The sequence below is a fragment of the Dactylosporangium fulvum genome (assembly GCF_025137375.1).
Classification (GTDB): domain Bacteria; phylum Actinomycetota; class Actinomycetes; order Mycobacteriales; family Micromonosporaceae; genus Dactylosporangium; species Dactylosporangium fulvum.
In genome coordinates this window covers 10,310,614-10,329,263 of sequence record NZ_CP073720.1, presented here as the reverse complement: position 1 = coordinate 10,329,263, position 18,650 = coordinate 10,310,614, and the positions used below count along the sequence as shown (strand labels likewise).

Here is an 18,650-nt window from a genome sequence, read left to right as displayed (position 1 = left end):
CACCCCGGCTCGACTACGCTGGGTGGCATGCCTGGTGTGCCGCCGACGCGGTTCGTCTACCTGGGGCCGGAAGGCACCTTCTCCGAGCAGGCGCTCAAGACCGTCCCCGCCGCCGACCAGGGCATCCTGACCCCGGCACGGAGCGTGCCGGAGGCTCTGGACGCACTGCGTTCCGGTGAGGCCGATGCGGCGTTGGTACCGCTGGAGAACTCGATCGGCGGCCAGGTGGGTGTCACGCTCGACGAGTTCGCCAACGGCGACCCGCTCGTGATCACGCGTGAGGTAGTGCTGCCCGTGCAGTTCGTGCTGGCCGCACGCGAGGACCGGTCCCTGGATTCGGTGCGGTCCGTGGCCGCGCACCCGCAGGCCGGCGCCCAGTGCCGGAAGTGGCTGCGCGATCACGCTCCGCAGGCCACCGTCGTCGACGTGCTGTCCAACGCGGCGGCCGCGATCGGTGCGGCAGAGGGTGAGTTCGACGCGGCGGTGTGCGCGGAGATCAGCGCCGACCGTTACAAGCTGCACGTCCTGGCCAAGGACATCGCCGACAATCCCGGCGCGATGACCAGGTTCGCGCTGGTGTCCCGCCCGGGCCCGCCGCCTTCGCCGACGGGTGACGACCTCACCACACTGGCCGTCTACATCTCGCACGACCGTGTGGGTGCCCTTTTGGCAGTACTGACCGAGCTCGCCGTCCGCGGCGTCAACCTCACCCGCATCGAGTCACGCCCCACGGGTGAGCGGCTGGGTCGGTACGTCTTCTTCCTCGACTGCGGCGGTCACGTGGCCGACGCGCAGATGGGCGAGGCGCTGCAGGGCCTGCGGAGGATCTGCGCCGACGTGCGGTTCCTGGGCTCCTATCCGCGGGCCGCTCGGGGCGACGCGCCGCCGCGCCCCGCTCCCGGCCTGGCGGACGACGACTTCGCCGACGCCGCGGCGTGGCTGGCCCGCCTGCGCGCCGGCGAGCTCGCCTGACGCGTTCGGTGACCGCGCGGTTACGGCGGCGCGGAAGTGTCGGTGGGTGGTCGTACGGTGCGGGGCATGAGTGACTTCGACTGGGACCACGAGCTGTCCGTTGCCCGCCGCAATGAGGTCCACCGCCGGCTGACCATCGACGACCGCGACTACGACGTGCTGGCGTTCAACACGGGCGGCGGCTTCATCGCGGTGCGCATGGCCGGCTGGGACGGCGGCTGCATGACGACCGAGATCGCCGGCGAGCTCCCCGCGGCCGACGCGCTCGACGTGGTGTCCATCCTGGCGTCCGCCCTGACACACCTGCGGCCCTCCGGCGAGTCGGGCGATCCGCCCGACGATTGGTGGGCAGCGCACCGAGCCGCGGCTCCCAACGCCGGCAAGCCGTGGGATCGGCAGGATCTCGAGCTGCTGGTGACCCGGTTCCGCGAGGGCGCGACCGTCAAGACCCTGACCGCCGAACTGGGCCGGACCGAGGGCGGCGTCCGCTCTCGGCTGCAACTGCTCGGCCTGACCCGCGCCGATCCGGAGCCCGGCCCCCTCGCCTCCGTCCCCGTCTCCAGCCCCGGCGCTGACTCCGGCCCCGGCTTCGGGGAAGCCCGACCGACCGGCGGTGCCGGCGGGAGCGGTGAGCCGGAGGGGCGGATGCCGATGGCCGGTTGACCGGGTGCGGTCCACCGCGCCCTCCCGCGGTGGACCGCGACGCGGCTCGACGGCTGCGCTGTCGCTGTGACTCGACCGAAGGAGTCCCAGGTGCGGTGGCGGGGTGGTTCTCGTTGAGCAGGTAGGGATGGGGGCGGGCGCTCACCAAGGCCAGTTGGTGCGCAGAGCGCCCGCCCGTTCACCCGGCCGTGCGGAGCCCCCCTGTCGACACGTGGTCAGGGGCTCGGGCGCTTCAGCGCTCGGTCACGACTGCGCACATCCATTGTGCAAGTGCAGGAAGACGGCAGTCAGGCCGCGCCACGGTGGCGGAGCGTGGCCACCGTGGAGCCGGCCAGCGTCAGCAGGCACTCGGACAGCTTGCCGTCGACCAGGGCCACCGTGAACAGGGCGGTGCCGCCCGGGATGTCGTCGTTGACGTATGCGCTCACAAACCGCGCCACCCAGCGCCGGTCGTAGTCCGCGTCGTCGATGTCGGGAAAATCGAGGCGCCACGGGCCGCGAGCCAGATTCTCGCCGACCATCTCGCCGGCCAGGTGCCAAGCCACGTCGCAGGCCGCGCTCATGCCGCGCCGATCCACCACCGAGTCGAAGGTGTGGACCACGGCGTCGCCGTCGCCCGCGAGTGCTGACTCCAGGATCAGCACCGCATCCTGATGTGTCTCGTCTCCCGGGTCAATCACGCCGCAACCGTATGCCGCGCCGTCAAGCTCTGCTGCGGAAAGTCACCGAAACTCGCGGAAAGGCGCCGCAACCCACGAAACACCCGCCCGCGCCCGCCAGCGAGGGTTTCGCACCTGCCGATGCTGGCGAGACTAGTGCCAACCGTCCGCGCCGGCTGTCCGTGCTCGTTGTCGGGACTCGCGCCTGCCGACAAGGATCCGCTCCTGCTGTCCGCTGTCTGCCGCTCGTGCCCGCTGTCCGTGCCCGCTGTCCGCTGGCCGCCGCTCGTGCTCGTCGCTCGTGCCCGCTGCTCGTGATCGTCGTCCGTGCTCTGCCGCCGGGCTGCGCGGTCCGCCCGCTGTCCGCGCCTCCGCGCCGTCGGGCTGCGACCACCAGCTCCGGCGGGTAGGCGGTCGGTCGCCCCATGGGCACACGCTGTTGTCGGGGTCACCTTGATCGCCCCGCCGGCGAGCGGTCTCCATGATCATGGAGGTTTCGCGTCGCTGGGAGCGGCACGGAGCCCCCGCGATCATGAATGGTGGGGTTTTGCCTGCGCGGGTTCCGGCCGGTTGTGGCCGTGATTGCGATCCGTTCGCGATCACGGGTGCGGCGGTTGGGCCTGGCCGGGTGGTGCGGCTGCGGTTCGTAGATCAAGGGAAACTTCGGGTTGCCTGGACAGCCAGATGTTTCCGATGATCAAGGAACCCGGGGTCGGGCCGAGTGCGGAGCATGGCCACCCCGCACGACGGGGTCACGGACGCCGCAGCCCGGCTCCGCGAGGGAGCGGCTGGGTGCGCGGCCCGGCATCGCTTGACAAAATCCTTCGCAGATCACGGAGACTTTGTGTCGCTCCAGAGCCTGTTGCGCAATTCGGATCTCTCGCGCGTAAACCCCGACAACCGCGCCGATCTTGGAGTTGTGGTCCTTGACAAACCCGGACAAATTCGGAGGTTCATGGCGCCACAACTCCAAGATCGGCGCGTAGTTGGGCCGCCAACGCTGTCCCAGCGAATTACGCAACAGGCTCTCCAGCAGCGCGATCTCGACTTCTGCGAGGTTCGACAGCCAAGAACCCGCGCACATCTCGGACGTGCCAAACGTCTTGGTGTATAGATTGCTGTAGATAAAGCTGGTTCCGTCCGCTCGCCGCGCCCATGGCGGGCCCACAGCGCCGCCGGCATGCGCACAGGGGCGCCGCGCGTGGCGCGCCCGGCCCGGCCCGCGGGGGGAACACGCCGCGGTCCGTGGTCGCGGCAGGGTCGGAGGAGCCGCGGCCGAGGGTGTTATGAGCGGCGTAGGGCACACGTCAGGCGGGCGGTGCAGACCCGCTCGCCGGACTCGTCGGTGATGACGATCTCGTACGTCGCGATCATGCCGCCCAGGCGGAGCGGCGTCGCCACGCCGGTCACGATGCCGCTGCGGGCGGACTTGTGGTGCGTCGCGTTGATCTCGATGCCCACCGCGATCCCGTTGAACAGCCGAGCCGCGTGCAGCGCCGAGCCTATCGAACCCAGTGTTTCCGCCAGGACGACCGACGCGCCGCCGTGCAGCAGCCCGTACGGCTGGGTGTTGCCCTCGACCGGCATCGTGCCGACGACCCGCTCCGGAGTCGCCTCCACCAGGACGATGCCCATCCGTTCCGCCAAGCTCCCCTGCGTGGACAGGGTTCCCTCACCGGCCGTGATCTCTGCTTCCGCCATGCGGACAGACGTTACCCGTAGGTACGAAATGTCCCAGCACCTCCCCGCTTAAGTCCCGAGTCCGACCGCGCTAAGGTGCGCACGGCACCTTTGGGGAGGAGAAACACTCATGCGCGCACGGTCCGCCACTGCCACTGTGGGAGCGATCGCCGCGATCGGACTGTTGCTCGCCGTGTCCGCCTGCAGCTCGAATGCGCAGAGTAGCAGCGAGGCCGATACCCCGCGGGACGTGAAGCTCTACGGCACCGACGGCAACATGGCCAACTCCTTCGGTGAAGCGCTCAAGGACTCGCCGGCCGTGCTCGTCGGCATGAAAGGCACCGCGCCGCTGACTCCGCTGAGCGAGGACTTCAAGCGGCGGGTCAGGGGCGTCGACCCGAACCTCACCGACTTCAACTACGCCGGCGAGGCGTACGACGCCGTTGTGGTCGCCGCCCTGGCCGCCGAGGCCGCCAAGACGGTCGATCCGCCGCAGCTCGCCAAGCAGCTCATCGGCGTGACGACCGGCGACAATGTCTGTGAGACCGTCGCGGCCTGCCTCGCCGCGGCCAAGTCCGGCAAGAACTTCAAGTATCGCGGCGTCTCCCTGCGCCGCAGCGGCTTCACCGAGGTCGGTGAGCCCAGCTCGGCGATGTACGGCGTGCTCAGCTTCGGCCGCAACAACACCATCGACGACGCGAAGACCGAGTTCGTCGGTGCCGGCGACGAGAAGACCGAGCAGAAGGGGGCCGCGCCGCCCGCCGGCAACGGCGGGAAGGGTGGCGGCCAGAAGCCCGCGTTGAAATACGGGCTGCTGCTGCCGAAGACCGGTGCGCTCGCGTTCCAGGGTCCGCCGATGTTCGCCGCCGCCAAGCTCGCCATCAAGGAGATCAACGAGGCCGGTGGTGTGCTCGGCCAGCCGGTCCAGGTCATGGAGGGCGACGACGGCACCAACCCCGATGTCGCCAAGGCGACCGCCGAGAAGTTCATCACCGATGGTGTGCACGTGATCATCGGCGCCGGTGCGTCGGGCGTCAGCAAGGCGGTCATCCCGCGGGTCACGCAGGCCGGCAAGGTGATGATCTCGCCGTCCGCGACGTCGGACGAGCTGACGAAGTTCGAGGACAAGGGCCTGTTCTTCCGGACCTCCCCGCCGGACATGCTCCAGGCCAAGGCCATCGCCGACATCATCATGCGCGACGGGCACAGCAAGGTCGCCATCATCGCCCGCGACGACAGTTACGGCAGCGGCCTCGCCGAGAGCGTCCGCATCGACCTGACGGCCGCCGGCATCAAGCCGACGGACCTGCTGGTGCTGAAGTACGAGGCGAAGGACACCTACGACCCGAAGACCGACGAGAACCTGTTCGCGCCGATCGCCGCGAAGATCAAGACGTTTGACGCCACCGGAATCCTGCTGGTCGGCTTCGACGAGTCGGCGCTGGCGATCAAGGCGCTCATCACCGAGAAGGTCAAGGCATAACGACGATCGCACGACTCGCGCGGAACAGGCCGGGGGCCTACGGTGAACCAGGTTGCCCCCGAGTGAGGTGAGAGGACCCCCGGATGAGCGAGAACGAGACCGTCGAGACGCGCGGCGACGACCGCGTGGAGCTGCTCGTCGGCGACACGAACAACGACGGCAAGGCCGACCTCTGGGCGGTCGACACCGACGGGGACGGCAAGGCCGACCTGTTCCAGTTCGACACCAACGGCGACGGCCAGGTCGACATCACGATGAGCGACCTCGACCAGGACGGCACGCCGGAAGCGGTCGTCGACGGTGACGGCGGCTTGCCGCCCGCGGGCGCCCAGGGCTGACCCGAAAGCTACGAAGACGACCGACAGCGCGGTTGGGGAGACCTCAGCCGCGCTGTTGTGCTACGTAGTCCCGCCACTGTGTCTCGAGCTGCGCAGCCCCGACGCCGAGCACCTCGCGTGACACCGAGTCGACCTCGGACATGCGCTGGAAGGCCTCGTAGAAGGCGATCAGTTTCGCCTGCCCGTACTTCTCGGCGATCATCCGGCAGGCCAGCCAGCCGCTGACATAGTTGCGCGGCTCGTCGTAGAACTGCTGGTCGGTCGGGAACGACCCGATCACCAGGTCGCCGAGCGCCGCGCGGACGCCGTTGGGGCTGATCTTTCGGTCCTTGTACGCGACGTACTCCGCGAACCCCTCCACCACCCAGCGCGGCGTGTGCGCCCCGGTGACCGGCCCCATCGCGGCGTGGGCGAACTCGTGCGTCAGATCGTGGGCGAGCTCCTCGGTCTGCGCCGACAGCTCCGTAGGGTTGAACACGACCCGGGTGGTGCCGTACGCGGGCGCGGTGGCCCAGTCGGCGACCTGGTTGTAGTACGGCACGGCGATCGCGGCCACCTGGGCGACGCGGTCCGGCGACTCCGCGAAGTACGTGTCGAAGATCCGCTTGTCCTGTACCGCGGTCAGGAACACCTTGCCGTCCCAGCCCGTCGGCCGGACGGCGGCGACCTTCTTCAGCCCGTCCTCGGCGAGGGTGAGCAGCGTCTTGGCCCGGTCGGCGTCGTCGGCCGACAGCACGGCCACGACGTGGTCGCTGGTCTTCACGGTCACCGGCCCGGTGGCGTCCCACGGCTGCCCGTTGGCGCCCGTCGGCAGCTCGGCGCCCGCGCCGTCCCCCGCGATGAGCCACTTGCCCCCGGCGTAGCCGAACACGGGCAGCCAGGGCGTCGCCACCGGCTTGCTGTCAACACCCTCGATCCGGTGCCGGATGGTCACCGCCTCGACGTGCACCGCCGCGTGGTACCGGTCGAAGAGCTGGCTGGGCAGGAGCGTGGCGATGCCCCGCGGCGGCTTGGCCTCGCGCAGGAAGGCCAGCTCCGCGAACGGCACTTTGGTGAGGTTCTCGAAGAGCTGCTTCTGCCGCTTCGCGAAGACGGCGTCGGTCTGGTCCACGTCCGCCATCCACGCCGCCAGGTCCTTCTTCCGGACCGCCTCCGCGTGTCGCTGCAGCACCGCCTCGATGGCCTTGCCGCCGACGTCCGGCCGCATGTCGACCCACGTCGACGCGATCGGGCCGCTGCCGTCGTCGCGCAGCGCCCAGGCCGCCGCGGCGGCCCCGCCGAGGGCCAGCACCATGCTGACCACCAGCAGGGCCGTCAGGACCGGCCAGAGATAGCTCCGCCGCGGCTGCGGGGGCAGCGGCGGCGGCCAGGGCGGCGGCTGTGGCGGATACCAGGACGGCGCCGCGGGAGGTGCCGGCTGCCGCTGCTGCGGGATGTGTGGCAGCGCGACCGGAGCCGCGGTCGGGTCGGGGATGGTCACGGTGTCCCTATCCGAGCGTGGTCAGCTCCGCCGTCAGCACGTTGGAGAGGACTGCGCCGTCGAGGCGAACCTGCCGGAGGTACCAGCGCTGCAGCGGCGTCCGGTTCTGACTGAACTGCCAGCCACCGCGCGGGCTGTCGATCTGACCGAGCCGGCCGATCGCCGCGTTGAGCGAGAACGAGTCGAGGCTGCGGGTGGCGTCACCGATCGCCTTGTCGAGGACCGCGGCGGCATCGTACGAGGCCATGGCGTAGCTCGACGGGATCGTCCCGAACGCCTTCTGGTAGTCGGCGACGAACCGGCGGTTGGCCGTGTTGTCCAGGTCGGGCGAGTAGTTCATCGCCGTGTAGATGCCCTGCGCGGCGTCGCCCTGCTGCTTCAGCACGGCTCCCTCGGTGAGGGTGCCCGGCGCGAAGAGCTTGAAGCTGCTCGGGAACCGCGCCGCCTTGAACTGCTTGACGAACTCGACCGCCGCGGCGCCCGAGTAGAAGGCGGCCATCGAGCTCGCGCCGGACTGCTTGATCGACCCGAGGACGGTGCTGAAGTCCCGGCTCCCGAACGGCGTGAGGCGCAGCGAGCCGTTGATGGTGCCATGCGCGCCCTTGAACGTGTCGATGAAGGCGCCGACCTCGTCGGCGTCGCCGGCCGGGCCCTGCGCCGCGACGACCGCGAGAGACGAGCCGTAGTTGTCGATGGCCCAGCGGGCCATCGCCGCGCCCGGGTCGCTCGCGACGTATGAGGTCCGCCAGATGTACTTGGCGCCCTGCAGCGCGACCGGTGAGGCGTTGGAGCCGATGAGCGGCACCTGGGCGCCCTCGACGGTGTCCTTCAGGGCGAGCATCGCCTGGCTGTTGGCGACGCCGGTCAGTGCGAGGACCTTGTCCTCCTTGACCAGCTTCTCCGCCGCGGCCTTGCCGCTGTCGGCGGTCTCACCCTCGTCGACCTTGACCAGCTGTACTTCACGGTTGCCGAGCTTGTTGTCGTGCAGCTGCAGGTAGAGGTTGAAGCCGTTGTCCATGTCATTGCCGAAGTCCTTGTACATCCCGGTCAGCGGCACGATCATGCCGATCTTCACGGGTGGACCGCTCGGCAGCACCGTATTGTTCTGTGATCTGCCGGAGTCGCTGGTGCACGCGGACAGGATCGGCGCGGCCATGCCCGCCGCACCCGCGGCCGCGAACAGCCGGAGCGCCTGGCGGCGGTTCAGGTGGGACACGTGCTCTTCCTCCCCAACACCAAATGGCGCCGAGGACCTCGACACCCACGCTGCGTTCTACCGCCATCGTGGCGGACAGTCAATCGGCGTCGACAGCCTCGCCCCTGGTCACCGTCCCGAACGCGGCGAGGACGGCAGGCCAGGCGGCCGACTCCGGGTCAATCACAGCGAAGTGTTCCACACCGGCCAGCTCGACCAGCGTGGTGTCGTCCCCCGCACGGCGGGCCTTGCGACAGTACTCCCGGGAGAGCTCGACGGGGACGATCGTGTCGTCCGCACCGTGGATGACCACGGTGCGGACGGTCGACGGCAGGTTGACCATCGGGTCGGCGGAGGCATAGGCGGTGGGCATGTGGTCGGGCGGCCCGCCGAGCAGGTCGGCGACCGCGCCGTTGTCGAGATCGAGCTCGTAGGCGCGGACCAGGTCGGCGACCGGGGCGAGGGCGACGACGCCGCCGATCGCGTCGGGAGCCACCGCCGCATACCACAATGCGAGATGACCGCCGGCCGAATGGCCCGCCAGGATGGGCCGGTCGACCGACACCGGCCGGAGCCCCCGGTGCGCGATCTCTTTCGCCAGCAGGTCCGGCACCGCCACCGCCGCCGACGCCACGTCGGAGAACGTGCCCGGCCAGCCGCCGCCGGGCCGGCCCGTGCGCCGGTACTCGACGGTGGCCACGGCGTAACCGCGGGCCGCGAGGTCGGCGGCGAGCGGGCCGGTGTGGGTGCGGTCCCACTCGTGGCGCCAGAACCCGCCGTGGATGAACAGCACGAGCGGCGCCCCTGCCACCGCCGGCAGTCGCACGTCGGCCACCTGGTCAGGGTCCTCCCCGTAACGCAAGGTGAAGTCGGCCGGAGGGGCCGGTCGGCTGAGCACGTCCCGGGGGTCACTCGTCACCGGCAGACGTTATCGCGTCACCAAGGGTGGCAACAGGGGCCGGGTGGGCACCCTTTGTGGTCGCCACGGAGCGCCGTACGCAAGACTAGAAGCCATGGCAGAACAGGCGCAGGACGAGTCGCGAACCGTCATGGTCGTCGGCCCCGACGGGCGGCCGCTGGGCACCATGTCCACCGGTGACGAAGACGGCGCGGAAGATCCGAGCAAGCTGATCGAGCAGCCCGCCAAGGTCATGCGCATCGGCAGCATGATCAAGCAGCTGCTCGAGGAGGTTCGGGCCGCTCCGCTCGACGAGGCCGGTCGGCAGCGGCTCAAGGAGATCCACCGCCGTTCGATCAGCGAGCTGGAGGACGGTCTTGCTTCTGAGCTGCGGGAGGAGTTGGAGCGGCTGTCGCTGCCGTTCGACGACGGCGTGACGCCGAGCGAAGCCGAGCTCCGGATCGCGCAGGCCCAGCTGGTCGGCTGGCTCGAGGGCCTGTTCCACGGCATCCAGGCGGCGCTGGTCGCGCAGCAGATGGCGGCGCGGGTCCAGCTGGAGCAGATGCGTGGCCGCCCGGCGCTGACCTCGGGTCAGCCCGGCGCCGTGCCGGGTCAGCCCCACCCGACCGGCACCGGTCAGTATCTGTAGAGCTCTTCGAGATAGGCGGCGACGCCGTCGTCCTCGTTGGTCGCGGCGGTCACATCGTGGGCCGCCGCCCTGACGGCCGGGTGCCCGTTGGCCATCGCCACGCCGCGCCCGGCCCAGGTCAGCATCGGCAGGTCGTTGGGCATGTCGCCGAAGGCGATCACGTCTTCGGCGGTGACCGCGTGTCCCCGCGCGACTCTGGCCAGCGCCGACGCCTTGGTCACGCCGACCGCGGAGACCTCGACCATGCCGCTCGAGGAGGAGTTCGTCGCCTCGGCCACCCCGTCGAGGCAGGCTCCGACGTGGGCGGTGAACTCGTCGGCGGGCTGCGCACCCGCGCGGACCAGCAGCTTCGAGGCGGGACGACTGAGCAACTCGGCGAAGCTGGCCGGACCCACCGACTCGTGGTTGACCTCCCACGGGCCGACCGGGAACTCCGGCTCGTGCCACATCTGCCGTCCGCCGTCCCGCTCGACTGCGAACACCACACCCGGCACGCTGGCCCGCAGCCGCGCACACGCCTCGGCGAGCGCGTCCGTTTCCAGCGGCGCGCTGTGCACGATCGTGTCGCTCTCCGGGTCGTACGTGGCGGCGCCGTTGGCGCAGATCGCGAGCGGGCGGACGGTCAGCTGGTCGTACACCGGGAAGAGCCACCGGATCGGGCGCCCGGTGACCAGGACGATCACGATCCCGTCGGCGTCCAGCCGGTGCAGGACCTTGATCGTGCGCTGGCTCACGGTCCGATCACCGCGAACCAGGGTCCCGTCCAGGTCCGTGGCAACAAGTTTCACAGCTTCAACATAGCGTCGAGGTACATCGCCACCCCGTCCTCGTCATTGGTGAGCGTGGTCTCGTCGGCCAGCGCGCGCAGTTGGGGGTGTGCGTTGGCCACCGCCACCCGACCGAAGCCCGCCCAGCGGAACATCGGCAGGTCGTTGGGCATGTCGCCGAAGACCAGCACGTCGCCGGGGTCGATGCCGAGTGCCGTGGCGACGACCGCGAGGCCGGAGGCCTTGTCGACACCGGGCGGGCAGATCTCGATGTAACCGAGGCCGGCCTGCGTGACCGTGGCCATCGTCGGCGGCACGAGCCGCTGCGCGGCCTCCAGCAGCTGGTCGACGTCGCACTCAGGGTGCCGCGCGAAACCCTTGATCACCGGGCCGGTCAGGCACTCGGCGCGGACCCGGGCCTCGACCACGTCGGGATACCGCCATGCCGGGTCGGCGTCGCCCCACAGCGGTGCCTCGTGGTGGTCGCCGGCCTCGATCAGCACCGACAGTGTGCCCAGCTCCTGCTCCAGACGGGTCAGGACGTCGGCGAGCACGTCGCCGTCGAGCCGCTCGTCGCGCAGGACCGCCGGATGCTCCTGGTCGCGGAGGTCGACCACGCGACTGCCGCCGCCCATCACCAGGAAGTCCGCGGCGGGGATGTCGAAGCGCACCAGCTCGGTGAGGCGTGGGCCCCGGCCGGTCGCGCCGACGATGTGGATGCCGGCGGCCTTGACCCGCTCCAGAACGGCACGCGTGAATTCGCTGACCGTCTCGTCACTGCGGACGAGCGTGCCGTCGAGGTCGGTTGCGATCAGTTTCGGTAGCCCTGAGCTGCGCATGTGGTGCTCCTTCCGCCTGCGCGGGGCAGCAACCGTACCTCTCGGATCCCCCCTCGTCACAGCGTGCGAGTAAATCTCGACCGAACGTACGACGTATTACTTACCGCAGATGGCTGGGCGGGACCGGTGTCACGGTCAGGTCGAGCGGGGCGCCGTCCTCCGGCTCCTCGACGCTCTTCCTGCCGAAGCCGCGCATGCCGCGGAGCAGTGGGCCGCGTCCCGCCACGATCACCCCGGCCGCGAGTATCAGTGCCGCGGAGACCGCCAGGGGATAGCCGGCGCCGACGCTGATCGCGTCGTCGGGCAGGGCGAACGCCGAGGACGAGTTCATGCCCAGGTTGTCGATCGCACTCTTGAATCCCACCAGCACCAGCAGGTTGCCGGCGAGCAGCCCGCCCGCGGCCGCCGTCGCCGTCCGGCGCACGACGCCGCCGGCCGAGAGCAGGACCGCGATCGCGCAGAGTGCGAGCACGATCGTCGACAGGTAGGCCACGACGTGACCGGTGTTCAGGTTTGCCAGGTTGATGTCGATGCTCGGCGGAATCTCCCGGCGGGTGGGGCTGACCAGCGTGTCGTCGTCCCTGGAGGAGATGCCCGTCTTGAACGAGCTCCACGGCAGGTACTGCGCGGCGAGCGCCAGGCCGAACCCGATCGCGAGCAGTGCGTATGCGATCGGACCGGGACGCTGCACCGCCGGTGGCTCGGCGATCGGGCTGGGCTCCGGCGCGGCGACCGGCGCCGGCGGCACCATGTCCGGTCCGGCCTGCGGGTTGCCCCACTCGATCATGTCTGTGGGCTTCGGCTCCTGCTCAGGCATATCGCGCATAGTAGAGCCGCCGGATGTCAGGCAGCGGCCTGCACGGAGCCCTGACCGGACCGGCCGATGGCGATCAGGCCGCACGCGAAGCCGAGCAGTGGCATCAACACGAGTGCCAGCCATCCGCCGGCCGTCGTGATGAGTCCCACTACAGCAAGGCGGTCGCGAGGGAGACGACCGGGCCCGTGATCCCTGCGATCTTGCGTCCCTGGTCGGTACCGAGTGTCGCCGCGCCGAGCAGTGCCACGGGCGTGAGCAGCAGCGTCACGTACCAGAGCCCGCTGTCCAGATCGAGGATCGTGATGCTCTCGACGCGCTCCACCCACCGATTCGCACCAGTTTGCGCTGCATCAACTTGCCCACTCCCGAAGTGCCGAGCTCGTCCCACGGGGCACACGGGATGGGCTAGCGTCTGATTCATGCCAACTCGCACTTCATCCGCCCGCTGGGAGGGCGACCTCCGGTCCGGCTCCGGCACGGTCTCCACCGGATCGGGCACGTTCCAGGGTTCCTACTCCTTCCCGTCGCGCTTCGAGAACGGCCAGGGCACCAACCCGGAGGAGCTCGTCGCGGCGGCGCACGCGGCCTGCTACTCGATGGCCCTTTCCAACGGCCTGGCCAAGGCCGGCTACACGCCCACGTCGGTGGACACCACCGCGGCCGTCCAGTTCGGTCAGGTGGACGGCGGTTTCGCCATTACCCGCATCGACCTGACCACCCGTGGCAACGTCCCCGGCATCGACGCGGGCGAGTTCGAGAAGCAGGCGCTCGAGGCCAAGGCCAACTGCCCCATCTCGAAGGCGCTCTCCGCGGTCGAGATCACCCTCGACGCGCAGCTGGTCTGACACCGGAAACCTTGAGAGGGTCCCCGCGTATAGGGGACCCTCTTCGCATGCCGGTGACGATGAGCAAGGAGCGGTTCGAGGATCTCGTGGGCGAGGCGCTCGACGAGGTACCGCCCGAGTTGCTCGACCTCATGGACAACGTGGTCATCCTGGTCGTGGACGACCCGCCGCCGGGCGAACCGGACCTGCTCGGCCTCTACGAGGGCCACGCGCTGACCGAGCGCGGCTGGGACTACTCGGGCGTACTGCCGGACCGGATCTCGATCTACCGCAACCCGATCCTCGCCATCTGTGACGATGAGGACGACGTCGTCGATGAGGTGGCCATCACCGTCGTGCACGAGATCGCGCACCACTTCGGCATCGACGACGCCCGTCTCCACGCCCTGGGCTGGGGCTGAATGCGCTGGTCGTTTTCCGGACCGTGATCTGGTCCGGGGTTGCATCGAGCAACTACCGTGCGCGGTGCGGTCACGAATGTCTTCGAAGGGACACCCAATGCGCAGTGCGCTGTTTGCCGCGGAAAACATGGAGAAAGAGTCGCAACAGCCCGGGCTGCGACTGCAGAACTCCAAGATGCTCAAGGCCGAGCTCAACGGCGAGATGATGGCTCGCACCGGCACGATGGTCGCCTACCAGGGCCAGGTCCAGTTCCAGGCGCTCGGCTCCGGCGGTGTCGGCAAGTGGCTCAAGCAGAAGCTGACCGGCGAAGGTGTGCCGCTGATGAAGATCTCCGGCCGGGGCGACGTGTTCTTCGCCGACCGCGCCTCCGACGTGCACCTCATCGACCTCGAGCCCGGCGACGCGATCTCGATCAACGGCGCCAACGTCCTCGCGTTCGACTCGACCCTGCAGTACGACATCAAGATGGTCCAGGGCATGGGCGTGATGTCGTCGGCCGGCCTGTTCAACTGCGTGTTCACCGGCCACGGGCGCCTCGCCATCACCACGAAGGGCTCCCCGGTCGTGCTGGCCGTCGACCAGCCCACCTACGTCGACCCGCAGGCCGCGATCTGCTGGTCGGCCAGCCTCCAGACCGGCTACCACCGTGCCGACCAGCTCGGCCTGGGCACGCTGATCGGCCGCACCACCGGCGAGGCGTTCACCATGAGCTTCGCCGGCCAAGGCTTCGTCGTCGTGCAGCCCTCGGAGGAGCCCCCGCAGGGTATTGCCGGCGGCGCGCAGAACCAGCAGTCCGGCGGCGCCCTCGGCGGCCTGTTCAGCTGATCACTCTTCGGCAACGGGCCGCCCGCCGGGGTCGCGGGCGGCCCTTTGTCGTTCGCTACGCTGCGGATCGTGCGCGGTGACATTTTCAAGGCCGAGAATATGGCCCAGCCCCCGACCCAGGCAGGCATGAGCCTGCAGCATTCCAAGTCCGTGAAGTACACCGTCAACGGCGAGGCCCTGGCCCGGCAGGGCGCCATGGTCGCCTTCCGCGGCAACCTTGCCTTCGAGGTGAAGAGCCAGGGCGTCGGCAACTTCCTCAAGCGCGCCGTCACCGGCGAGGGCGTGGCCCTCATGTCGGTCCGCGGCCAGGGTGAGGTGTGGTTCGCGTCCGGCGCGTCCGATTGCTTCATCCTGGACCTCGAGCCCAACGACGCGCTGTCCATCAACGGGCGCAACGTCCTCTGCTTCGACCCGACGCTGCGCTACGACATCCAGATGGTCCGCGGCGCCGGCATGTTCGGCGGCGGCCTCTTCAACTGCGTCTTCTCCGGCCAGGGCCGCCTGGCGATCGTCTCCGAGGGCGCCCCGATCGTCATCCCGGTGTCCCCGCAGATGCCGGTGCTCGTGGACACCGACGCGGTCGTCGGCTGGTCGAGCAGCCTGCAGACCACGATTCAGAAGTCGCAGAGCCTCAAGTCGATGCTGCGCGGCGGCTCGGGCGAGCTCTTCCAGCTGGCTCTCTCCGGCCAGGGCTTCGTGATTGTCCAGCCCAGCGAGGGCCGGCCCACTCCGCAGCAGTCGGGCAGCAGCGGTGGCCTGCTGGGCAACGTCCTCGGCGGCTGATTTTGGTTCGCGCCGTGCCGCCGGCGTAGGTAGGCGCTACTTACGCCGGCAGGCGGCCGGTCTCAAGTTTTGACCTTGGTCGAAATCCGTGGCCCAGACCACCGAAACCCACCAAGGTCAACTCTGGGATTCGAAGGTTCCACGTGCAACATCGCTATGTGGCGTCCTTGCTTCTGGTGAAATGGGGACATTTCGTCGCGATCTGCGGATGTCGCCGGACGCCAAGCAGGTAGGCCGATCTCGGCACCATGCTTGCCGGAGGTTCAAAGTGTGGCGAGCTTGGCGATCATGCGCCCCATGTGGGGATCAAGCGTCTTCGGATCAGCGTCGCTGACTTCCTGGGGAGTCCACCATCGGATCCCACGGAACTCGTCCGGGTCGGGAGTGAACACCTGATCGCGGCTGCTGGTCAGAACGAACCACAGGCTCACATCGGTGTGCCGTTGTTCCAACGTGCCGACAGTGTCCGTGACAGTGAGGAAGAGGGGACGTTCACCAAGTTCGGGTTGGAACACGGCCGGGACGCCAAGCTCCTCCATTACTTCGCGCCGCACGGTCTGTGCCGGATGCTCGCCGGGCTCGACGTGACCGCCGGTGGGTAGCCACAGGCCGGCTTTGATGTGGTCGACCATGAGGACGCTTCCGTCCTGGTCGTCGCGCAGGAGAAAGTAAGCGACCAGGTGCGGTGAGGGGGTCCGCGGCTTGACGCGGCGGAACACGTCGTCAGTCTCGTGCAGCCAGGCAAGGCACTCCGAACGGTGGCGAGCCTCAAGGTCATCGAAGGGCTGCAACCTGTCGATGAGTGCGTAGATCTCGTCGAAGAGCCCGGTCGTCGCCTGCATCAGCCCAATCCCGCCGCGTTGAGCACCGTCAGTTCCTTCTCGTAGAGCGGTTGTAGCAGAGCCGTTCGACCGTCCGCTGTCTGACAGCTTGTCGCTGCTACACCTTGATCTTCGCAAGTCGGCCGGACAGACAAAGACCCTGACCGGCGTTTCCGCTGGTCGGGGTCTGTAAAGCCCGGCGAAGAGCTTTGTGGGCAGGGGCGGGGTCGAACCGCCGACCTTTCGCTTTTCAGATCAACGCAGTCACACTCCGAGAGACGGCGAACCCGATAGAACCCATCCGGGTCCGGTTGTCGGCGTTCAGCGGTGTGCGGCGCCGTTGCTACATGCGTTGCTACACGGGCGGCCCATGGGATCATGCCGCGAGGAGATCGACCCTGACCGCCGTGGGGACCGGAAGGGGCTCGCCCCGTTCGCCGAGCAACTCCAGGTGAAGCTTGATCGCCTCCCGCATTTCGGCCACCGTCTCATCGACCGTGTTGCCCAATGCAACACACCCGGGCACCTCGGGCGACCAAGCGCCGTAGCCGCCGTCTTCTGCTCGTTCTACAACGATTGCGTACCCACTCACTGTTGCTCCCCCCATCACAGTCCCGCCTGTCTCAGGATGCTGCGCTCTGTACCGCGTGGCAAGTCCGCGCTCGGGCTGCCTGCGATCGTGACGACGCCCTGCTTCGTCGGGTGAACGTACTGCCGATGGCTGCCGCGAGTCCGTGCAAGTAACCAGCCGTCAGACTCGATCATCTTGATGATTTCACGCACCTTGAGCGGCATTCCGACCTTTCTGTACGTGTTTGGCTCGACGCCTTGCCGTGATCAAACGGAGGTTCGAACTACGGTCGTGGCCGGTCCACAATAGGGCCTAGTGGCCATATCGCTCAATCTAGGGATGACGTGGATGTATCCACTCCGGCGGGTCACGGAGATGCGTATATCGAGACTATTCAGACGTGACCGTCCGCTGCGCGTTGTTAAATGATGATCTTGGCAGGCCGAAGCTAAGCGAGAGACAAAAGACCCCGACCGGCGTTTCCGCTGGTCGGGGTCTGTAAAGCCCGGCGAAGAGCTTTGTGGGCAGGGGGGTCGAACCGCCGACCTTCCGCTTTTTCAGGTCTCGGGACGTCGGCGTGAGCCGAGGACTCTTGAAGCTGGATAGTCTGAACTGGTCTCGTCGGGTCCGTTTGCGGCCGCGGTCGTTGCTGCACCCGCTGCTACGTGGTTCGCGTCACGCAATGGCTGCTATGTCGCCGTCGTCGAAGTAGATCGCCTGATGCAGCCGTCCGCCGAGCGCGGCAGCGAAGCGGGCGATCACGTCATGGCCGGATACCTTGCCCTGCTCGATCTGAGACACGCGTCCTTTGGTGACGCCCATGCGGTCGGCAACCTCTTGCTGTGTCAAGCCACGACTCTTACGCACCTCCGCCAGCCGATGCCCGATCACAGCAGCGAGAAGTTCCTCCTTGCCGGCCGCAACAACCTCCTCGCCGCCCACCTGCTCGACGAGTTCGTCCCGGATGTCGCTCCAACGCATGTAGCTGCTCACGACCGACCCCCTTCCTCCTGTGCTCGTTCCTTCAGGTAAGTCTCGTAGCGCTGCTCCGCGAGCGGGATGGCTTCCAGGTACCAAGCGTCCCACCTACCTGCCTTGTCGCCTCCGACGAGCAGGATGCTGGACCGCCAAGGGTCGAAGACGAACAGGATGCGTACTGTTCCCGGACGCAACTCCTTCAGGTTGACGATCGAGGAATGCGCGATGCTGTCGACGAGCGGTCGGCCGAGGCCAGGGCCCCGTTCGGCGAGCACGTCGATCGCTTCGACGACCCGCCTCTTCGTAGCAGGGTCCAGTGACCGGATCCACTCGCGAACCTCGTTCACCACATAGATGTCCCACTCCGATGTGGTCACGTGGTGAGTATAGCGAAAGCTATACTCGCGGCTCACTCTCGGCGGCGCACTTTGATCCGGTCAATCTGCGGGAGCGTGGTGGGCATCTCGTCGGTGACCCCACGCGTACTCCAGTGCGGAAATTGATCCCTCATCCAGCCAGACGAGGATTTTGCCGATGTACTGACCGCAGCATCCACGGGGACGCAGCCGTTGCGCTGTCGGGACCGATTGGACCCTCCCGCCACACGGAGATCCACGCTTGCTGAGCCCGGCGACCACGTCGCGACGACCGTGGCCAGGCCGATCTGCGACCGGAGTTCCTGCACGCCGTCGAACTCCACAGAGAGGACGCGGCGCTCAGCCTCGTTCAACGGCCGAGGTTTGATAGATACGCGCGCCATGAGGCCATCATCCGCCAGCAAGTTGACCGTCCGCCGTGCAGGTATCTGCCGTTGCTACATGGTGATCTTCGTAGTCGGCCGGACAGACAAAGACCCCGACCGGCGTTTCCGCTGGTCGGGGTCTGTAAAGCCCGGCGAAGAGCTTTGTGGGCAGGGGCGGGGTCGAACCGCCGACCTTCCGCTTTTCAGGCGGACGCTCGTACCGACTGAGCTACCTGCCCAAGA

Annotated in this window: 24 protein-coding genes and 1 tRNA gene; 9 read left to right on the top strand and 16 right to left on the bottom strand. The window is 68.4% G+C overall.

Features of this window, described 5'->3' with window-relative positions; genetic code table 11:
• Positions 1-27: 27 nt before the first annotated feature.
• Together pheA and Dfulv_RS47645 are read left to right on the top strand one after the other, a co-directional pair.
• Positions 28-972 (top strand): prephenate dehydratase, encoded by a 945-nt coding sequence (pheA, locus tag Dfulv_RS47650; protein ID WP_259860397.1) that lies wholly within the window; start codon positions 28-30, stop codon positions 970-972.
• 66 nt (positions 973-1,038) lie between these two features.
• The gene (locus Dfulv_RS47645) at positions 1,039-1,635 is read left to right on the top strand and encodes a hypothetical protein (RefSeq protein ID WP_259860396.1); all 597 of its coding nucleotides are present in this window, start codon (positions 1,039-1,041) and stop codon (positions 1,633-1,635) included.
• Positions 1,636-1,922: 287 nt separating this feature from the next.
• Here Dfulv_RS47645 and Dfulv_RS47640 read toward each other — a convergent pair whose 3' ends face one another.
• The gene (locus Dfulv_RS47640) at positions 1,923-2,315 is read right to left on the bottom strand and encodes a hypothetical protein (protein WP_259860395.1); all 393 of its coding nucleotides are present in this window, start codon (positions 2,313-2,315) and stop codon (positions 1,923-1,925) included.
• Positions 2,316-3,578: 1,263 nt separating this feature from the next.
• Positions 3,579-3,995, bottom strand: a complete 417-nt coding sequence (locus tag Dfulv_RS47635) for a hotdog fold thioesterase (RefSeq protein ID WP_259860394.1) — start codon at positions 3,993-3,995, stop codon at positions 3,579-3,581.
• A 109-nt stretch (positions 3,996-4,104) separates the two neighbouring features.
• Between Dfulv_RS47635 and Dfulv_RS47630 the strand changes: the two genes are divergently transcribed.
• Together Dfulv_RS47630 and Dfulv_RS47625 are read left to right on the top strand one after the other, a co-directional pair.
• Entirely contained in the window at positions 4,105-5,457 is a 1,353-nt protein-coding gene (locus Dfulv_RS47630) for an ABC transporter substrate-binding protein (protein WP_259860393.1), read from the top strand.
• Between the two features lie 83 nt (positions 5,458-5,540).
• Positions 5,541-5,795, top strand: coding sequence for a hypothetical protein (locus Dfulv_RS47625; RefSeq protein ID WP_259860392.1), 255 nt, complete (start codon positions 5,541-5,543; stop codon positions 5,793-5,795).
• A gap of 43 nt (positions 5,796-5,838) precedes the next feature.
• Here Dfulv_RS47625 and Dfulv_RS47620 read toward each other — a convergent pair whose 3' ends face one another.
• The 3 genes from Dfulv_RS47620 to Dfulv_RS47610 form a co-directional block, all read right to left on the bottom strand.
• Positions 5,839-7,275 carry a hypothetical protein gene (locus Dfulv_RS47620; protein WP_259860391.1) on the bottom strand — a complete coding sequence of 479 codons (1,437 nt, stop codon included), beginning with the start codon at positions 7,273-7,275 and terminating at the stop codon, positions 5,839-5,841.
• Between the two features lie 7 nt (positions 7,276-7,282).
• Complete coding sequence (locus Dfulv_RS47615) at positions 7,283-8,491, bottom strand: ABC transporter substrate-binding protein (protein WP_259860390.1); 1,209 nt, start codon at positions 8,489-8,491, stop codon at positions 7,283-7,285.
• Positions 8,492-8,570: 79 nt separating this feature from the next.
• A complete protein-coding gene (locus tag Dfulv_RS47610; RefSeq protein WP_259860389.1) occupies positions 8,571-9,389 on the bottom strand; it encodes an alpha/beta hydrolase family protein in 819 nt (272 codons plus the stop codon).
• 94 nt (positions 9,390-9,483) lie between these two features.
• On the opposite strand from Dfulv_RS47610, the gene Dfulv_RS47605 reads away from it, so the two are divergent.
• Positions 9,484-10,017 carry a bacterial proteasome activator family protein gene (locus Dfulv_RS47605; RefSeq protein WP_259860388.1) on the top strand — a complete coding sequence of 178 codons (534 nt, stop codon included), beginning with the start codon at positions 9,484-9,486 and terminating at the stop codon, positions 10,015-10,017.
• Here the strand turns inward: Dfulv_RS47605 and Dfulv_RS47600 are convergent.
• The 5 genes from Dfulv_RS47600 to Dfulv_RS47580 form a co-directional block, all read right to left on the bottom strand.
• Positions 10,005-10,805 carry an HAD family hydrolase gene (locus tag Dfulv_RS47600; protein ID WP_259860387.1) on the bottom strand — a complete coding sequence of 267 codons (801 nt, stop codon included), beginning with the start codon at positions 10,803-10,805 and terminating at the stop codon, positions 10,005-10,007. The two genes, Dfulv_RS47605 and Dfulv_RS47600, sit on opposite strands and share 13 nt — an antisense overlap.
• Entirely contained in the window at positions 10,802-11,623 is an 822-nt protein-coding gene (locus Dfulv_RS47595) for an HAD family hydrolase (protein ID WP_259860386.1), read from the bottom strand. Before Dfulv_RS47595 ends, Dfulv_RS47600 begins: the two co-directional genes overlap by 4 nt.
• Before the next feature lie 100 nt (positions 11,624-11,723).
• The gene (locus Dfulv_RS47590; protein WP_259860385.1) at positions 11,724-12,440 is read right to left on the bottom strand and encodes a hypothetical protein; all 717 of its coding nucleotides are present in this window, start codon (positions 12,438-12,440) and stop codon (positions 11,724-11,726) included.
• 26 nt (positions 12,441-12,466) lie between these two features.
• Positions 12,467-12,589: a hypothetical protein gene (locus Dfulv_RS47585; RefSeq protein WP_259860384.1), complete on the bottom strand. Its 123-nt coding sequence runs from the start codon at positions 12,587-12,589 to the stop codon at positions 12,467-12,469.
• Positions 12,589-12,762 carry a hypothetical protein gene (locus tag Dfulv_RS47580; RefSeq protein ID WP_259860383.1) on the bottom strand — a complete coding sequence of 58 codons (174 nt, stop codon included), beginning with the start codon at positions 12,760-12,762 and terminating at the stop codon, positions 12,589-12,591. Before Dfulv_RS47580 ends, Dfulv_RS47585 begins: the two co-directional genes overlap by 1 nt.
• Before the next feature lie 97 nt (positions 12,763-12,859).
• Between Dfulv_RS47580 and Dfulv_RS47575 the strand changes: the two genes are divergently transcribed.
• The 4 genes from Dfulv_RS47575 (at position 12,860) to Dfulv_RS47560 (ending at position 15,295) form a co-directional block, all read left to right on the top strand.
• Positions 12,860-13,285, top strand: coding sequence for an OsmC family protein (locus Dfulv_RS47575; protein ID WP_259860382.1), 426 nt, complete (start codon positions 12,860-12,862; stop codon positions 13,283-13,285).
• 53 nt (positions 13,286-13,338) lie between these two features.
• Positions 13,339-13,686: a metallopeptidase family protein gene (locus tag Dfulv_RS47570; RefSeq protein ID WP_259869648.1), complete on the top strand. Its 348-nt coding sequence runs from the start codon at positions 13,339-13,341 to the stop codon at positions 13,684-13,686.
• A gap of 97 nt (positions 13,687-13,783) precedes the next feature.
• The gene (locus Dfulv_RS47565; protein ID WP_259860381.1) at positions 13,784-14,512 is read left to right on the top strand and encodes an AIM24 family protein; all 729 of its coding nucleotides are present in this window, start codon (positions 13,784-13,786) and stop codon (positions 14,510-14,512) included.
• 69 nt (positions 14,513-14,581) lie between these two features.
• Positions 14,582-15,295: an AIM24 family protein gene (locus Dfulv_RS47560; protein WP_259860380.1), complete on the top strand. Its 714-nt coding sequence runs from the start codon at positions 14,582-14,584 to the stop codon at positions 15,293-15,295.
• 263 nt (positions 15,296-15,558) lie between these two features.
• Here the strand turns inward: Dfulv_RS47560 and Dfulv_RS47555 are convergent, their stop codons facing one another.
• The 6 genes from Dfulv_RS47555 to Dfulv_RS47530 all read right to left on the bottom strand — a co-directional run bounded on the left by Dfulv_RS47555 (position 15,559) and on the right by Dfulv_RS47530 (position 18,646).
• Positions 15,559-16,137: an NUDIX hydrolase gene (locus Dfulv_RS47555; protein ID WP_259860379.1), complete on the bottom strand. Its 579-nt coding sequence runs from the start codon at positions 16,135-16,137 to the stop codon at positions 15,559-15,561.
• Between the two features lie 355 nt (positions 16,138-16,492).
• Complete coding sequence (locus Dfulv_RS47550; protein ID WP_259860378.1) at positions 16,493-16,708, bottom strand: type II toxin-antitoxin system HicB family antitoxin; 216 nt, start codon at positions 16,706-16,708, stop codon at positions 16,493-16,495.
• Positions 16,709-16,722: 14 nt separating this feature from the next.
• Positions 16,723-16,911: a type II toxin-antitoxin system HicA family toxin gene (locus Dfulv_RS47545; RefSeq protein WP_259860377.1), complete on the bottom strand. Its 189-nt coding sequence runs from the start codon at positions 16,909-16,911 to the stop codon at positions 16,723-16,725.
• 451 nt (positions 16,912-17,362) lie between these two features.
• Complete coding sequence (locus Dfulv_RS47540) at positions 17,363-17,680, bottom strand: helix-turn-helix domain-containing protein (RefSeq protein WP_259860376.1); 318 nt, start codon at positions 17,678-17,680, stop codon at positions 17,363-17,365.
• On the bottom strand, positions 17,677-18,042 hold the full coding sequence (locus Dfulv_RS47535) for a type II toxin-antitoxin system RelE/ParE family toxin (protein WP_259860375.1): 366 nt from the start codon (positions 18,040-18,042) through the stop codon (positions 17,677-17,679). The genes Dfulv_RS47540 and Dfulv_RS47535 overlap by 4 nt, the downstream gene beginning before the upstream one ends.
• Before the next feature lie 530 nt (positions 18,043-18,572).
• Positions 18,573-18,646, bottom strand: a tRNA-Phe gene (locus Dfulv_RS47530).
• Positions 18,647-18,650: the final 4 nt, after the last annotated feature.

Excerpts from the sequence above, each read along its gene's own strand:
- pheA (WP_259860397.1), top strand. The coding sequence starts at position 28 with ATGCCTGGTGTGCCGCCGACGCGGTTCGTCTACCTGGGGCCGGAAGGC.
- Dfulv_RS47645 (WP_259860396.1), top strand. The coding sequence starts at position 1,039 with ATGAGTGACTTCGACTGGGACCACGAGCTGTCCGTTGCCCGCCGCAAT.
- Dfulv_RS47635 (WP_259860394.1), bottom strand. The coding sequence starts at position 3,995 with ATGGCGGAAGCAGAGATCACGGCCGGTGAGGGAACCCTGTCCACGCAG.
- Dfulv_RS47630 (WP_259860393.1), top strand. The coding sequence starts at position 4,105 with ATGCGCGCACGGTCCGCCACTGCCACTGTGGGAGCGATCGCCGCGATC.
- Dfulv_RS47625 (WP_259860392.1), top strand. The coding sequence starts at position 5,541 with ATGAGCGAGAACGAGACCGTCGAGACGCGCGGCGACGACCGCGTGGAG.
- Dfulv_RS47605 (WP_259860388.1), top strand. The coding sequence starts at position 9,484 with ATGGCAGAACAGGCGCAGGACGAGTCGCGAACCGTCATGGTCGTCGGC.
- Dfulv_RS47595 (WP_259860386.1), bottom strand. The coding sequence starts at position 11,623 with ATGCGCAGCTCAGGGCTACCGAAACTGATCGCAACCGACCTCGACGGC.
- Dfulv_RS47590 (WP_259860385.1), bottom strand. The coding sequence starts at position 12,440 with ATGCCTGAGCAGGAGCCGAAGCCCACAGACATGATCGAGTGGGGCAAC.
- Dfulv_RS47575 (WP_259860382.1), top strand. The coding sequence starts at position 12,860 with ATGCCAACTCGCACTTCATCCGCCCGCTGGGAGGGCGACCTCCGGTCC.
- Dfulv_RS47565 (WP_259860381.1), top strand. The coding sequence starts at position 13,784 with ATGCGCAGTGCGCTGTTTGCCGCGGAAAACATGGAGAAAGAGTCGCAA.
- Dfulv_RS47555 (WP_259860379.1), bottom strand. The coding sequence starts at position 16,137 with ATGCAGGCGACGACCGGGCTCTTCGACGAGATCTACGCACTCATCGAC.
- Dfulv_RS47545 (WP_259860377.1), bottom strand. The coding sequence starts at position 16,911 with ATGCCGCTCAAGGTGCGTGAAATCATCAAGATGATCGAGTCTGACGGC.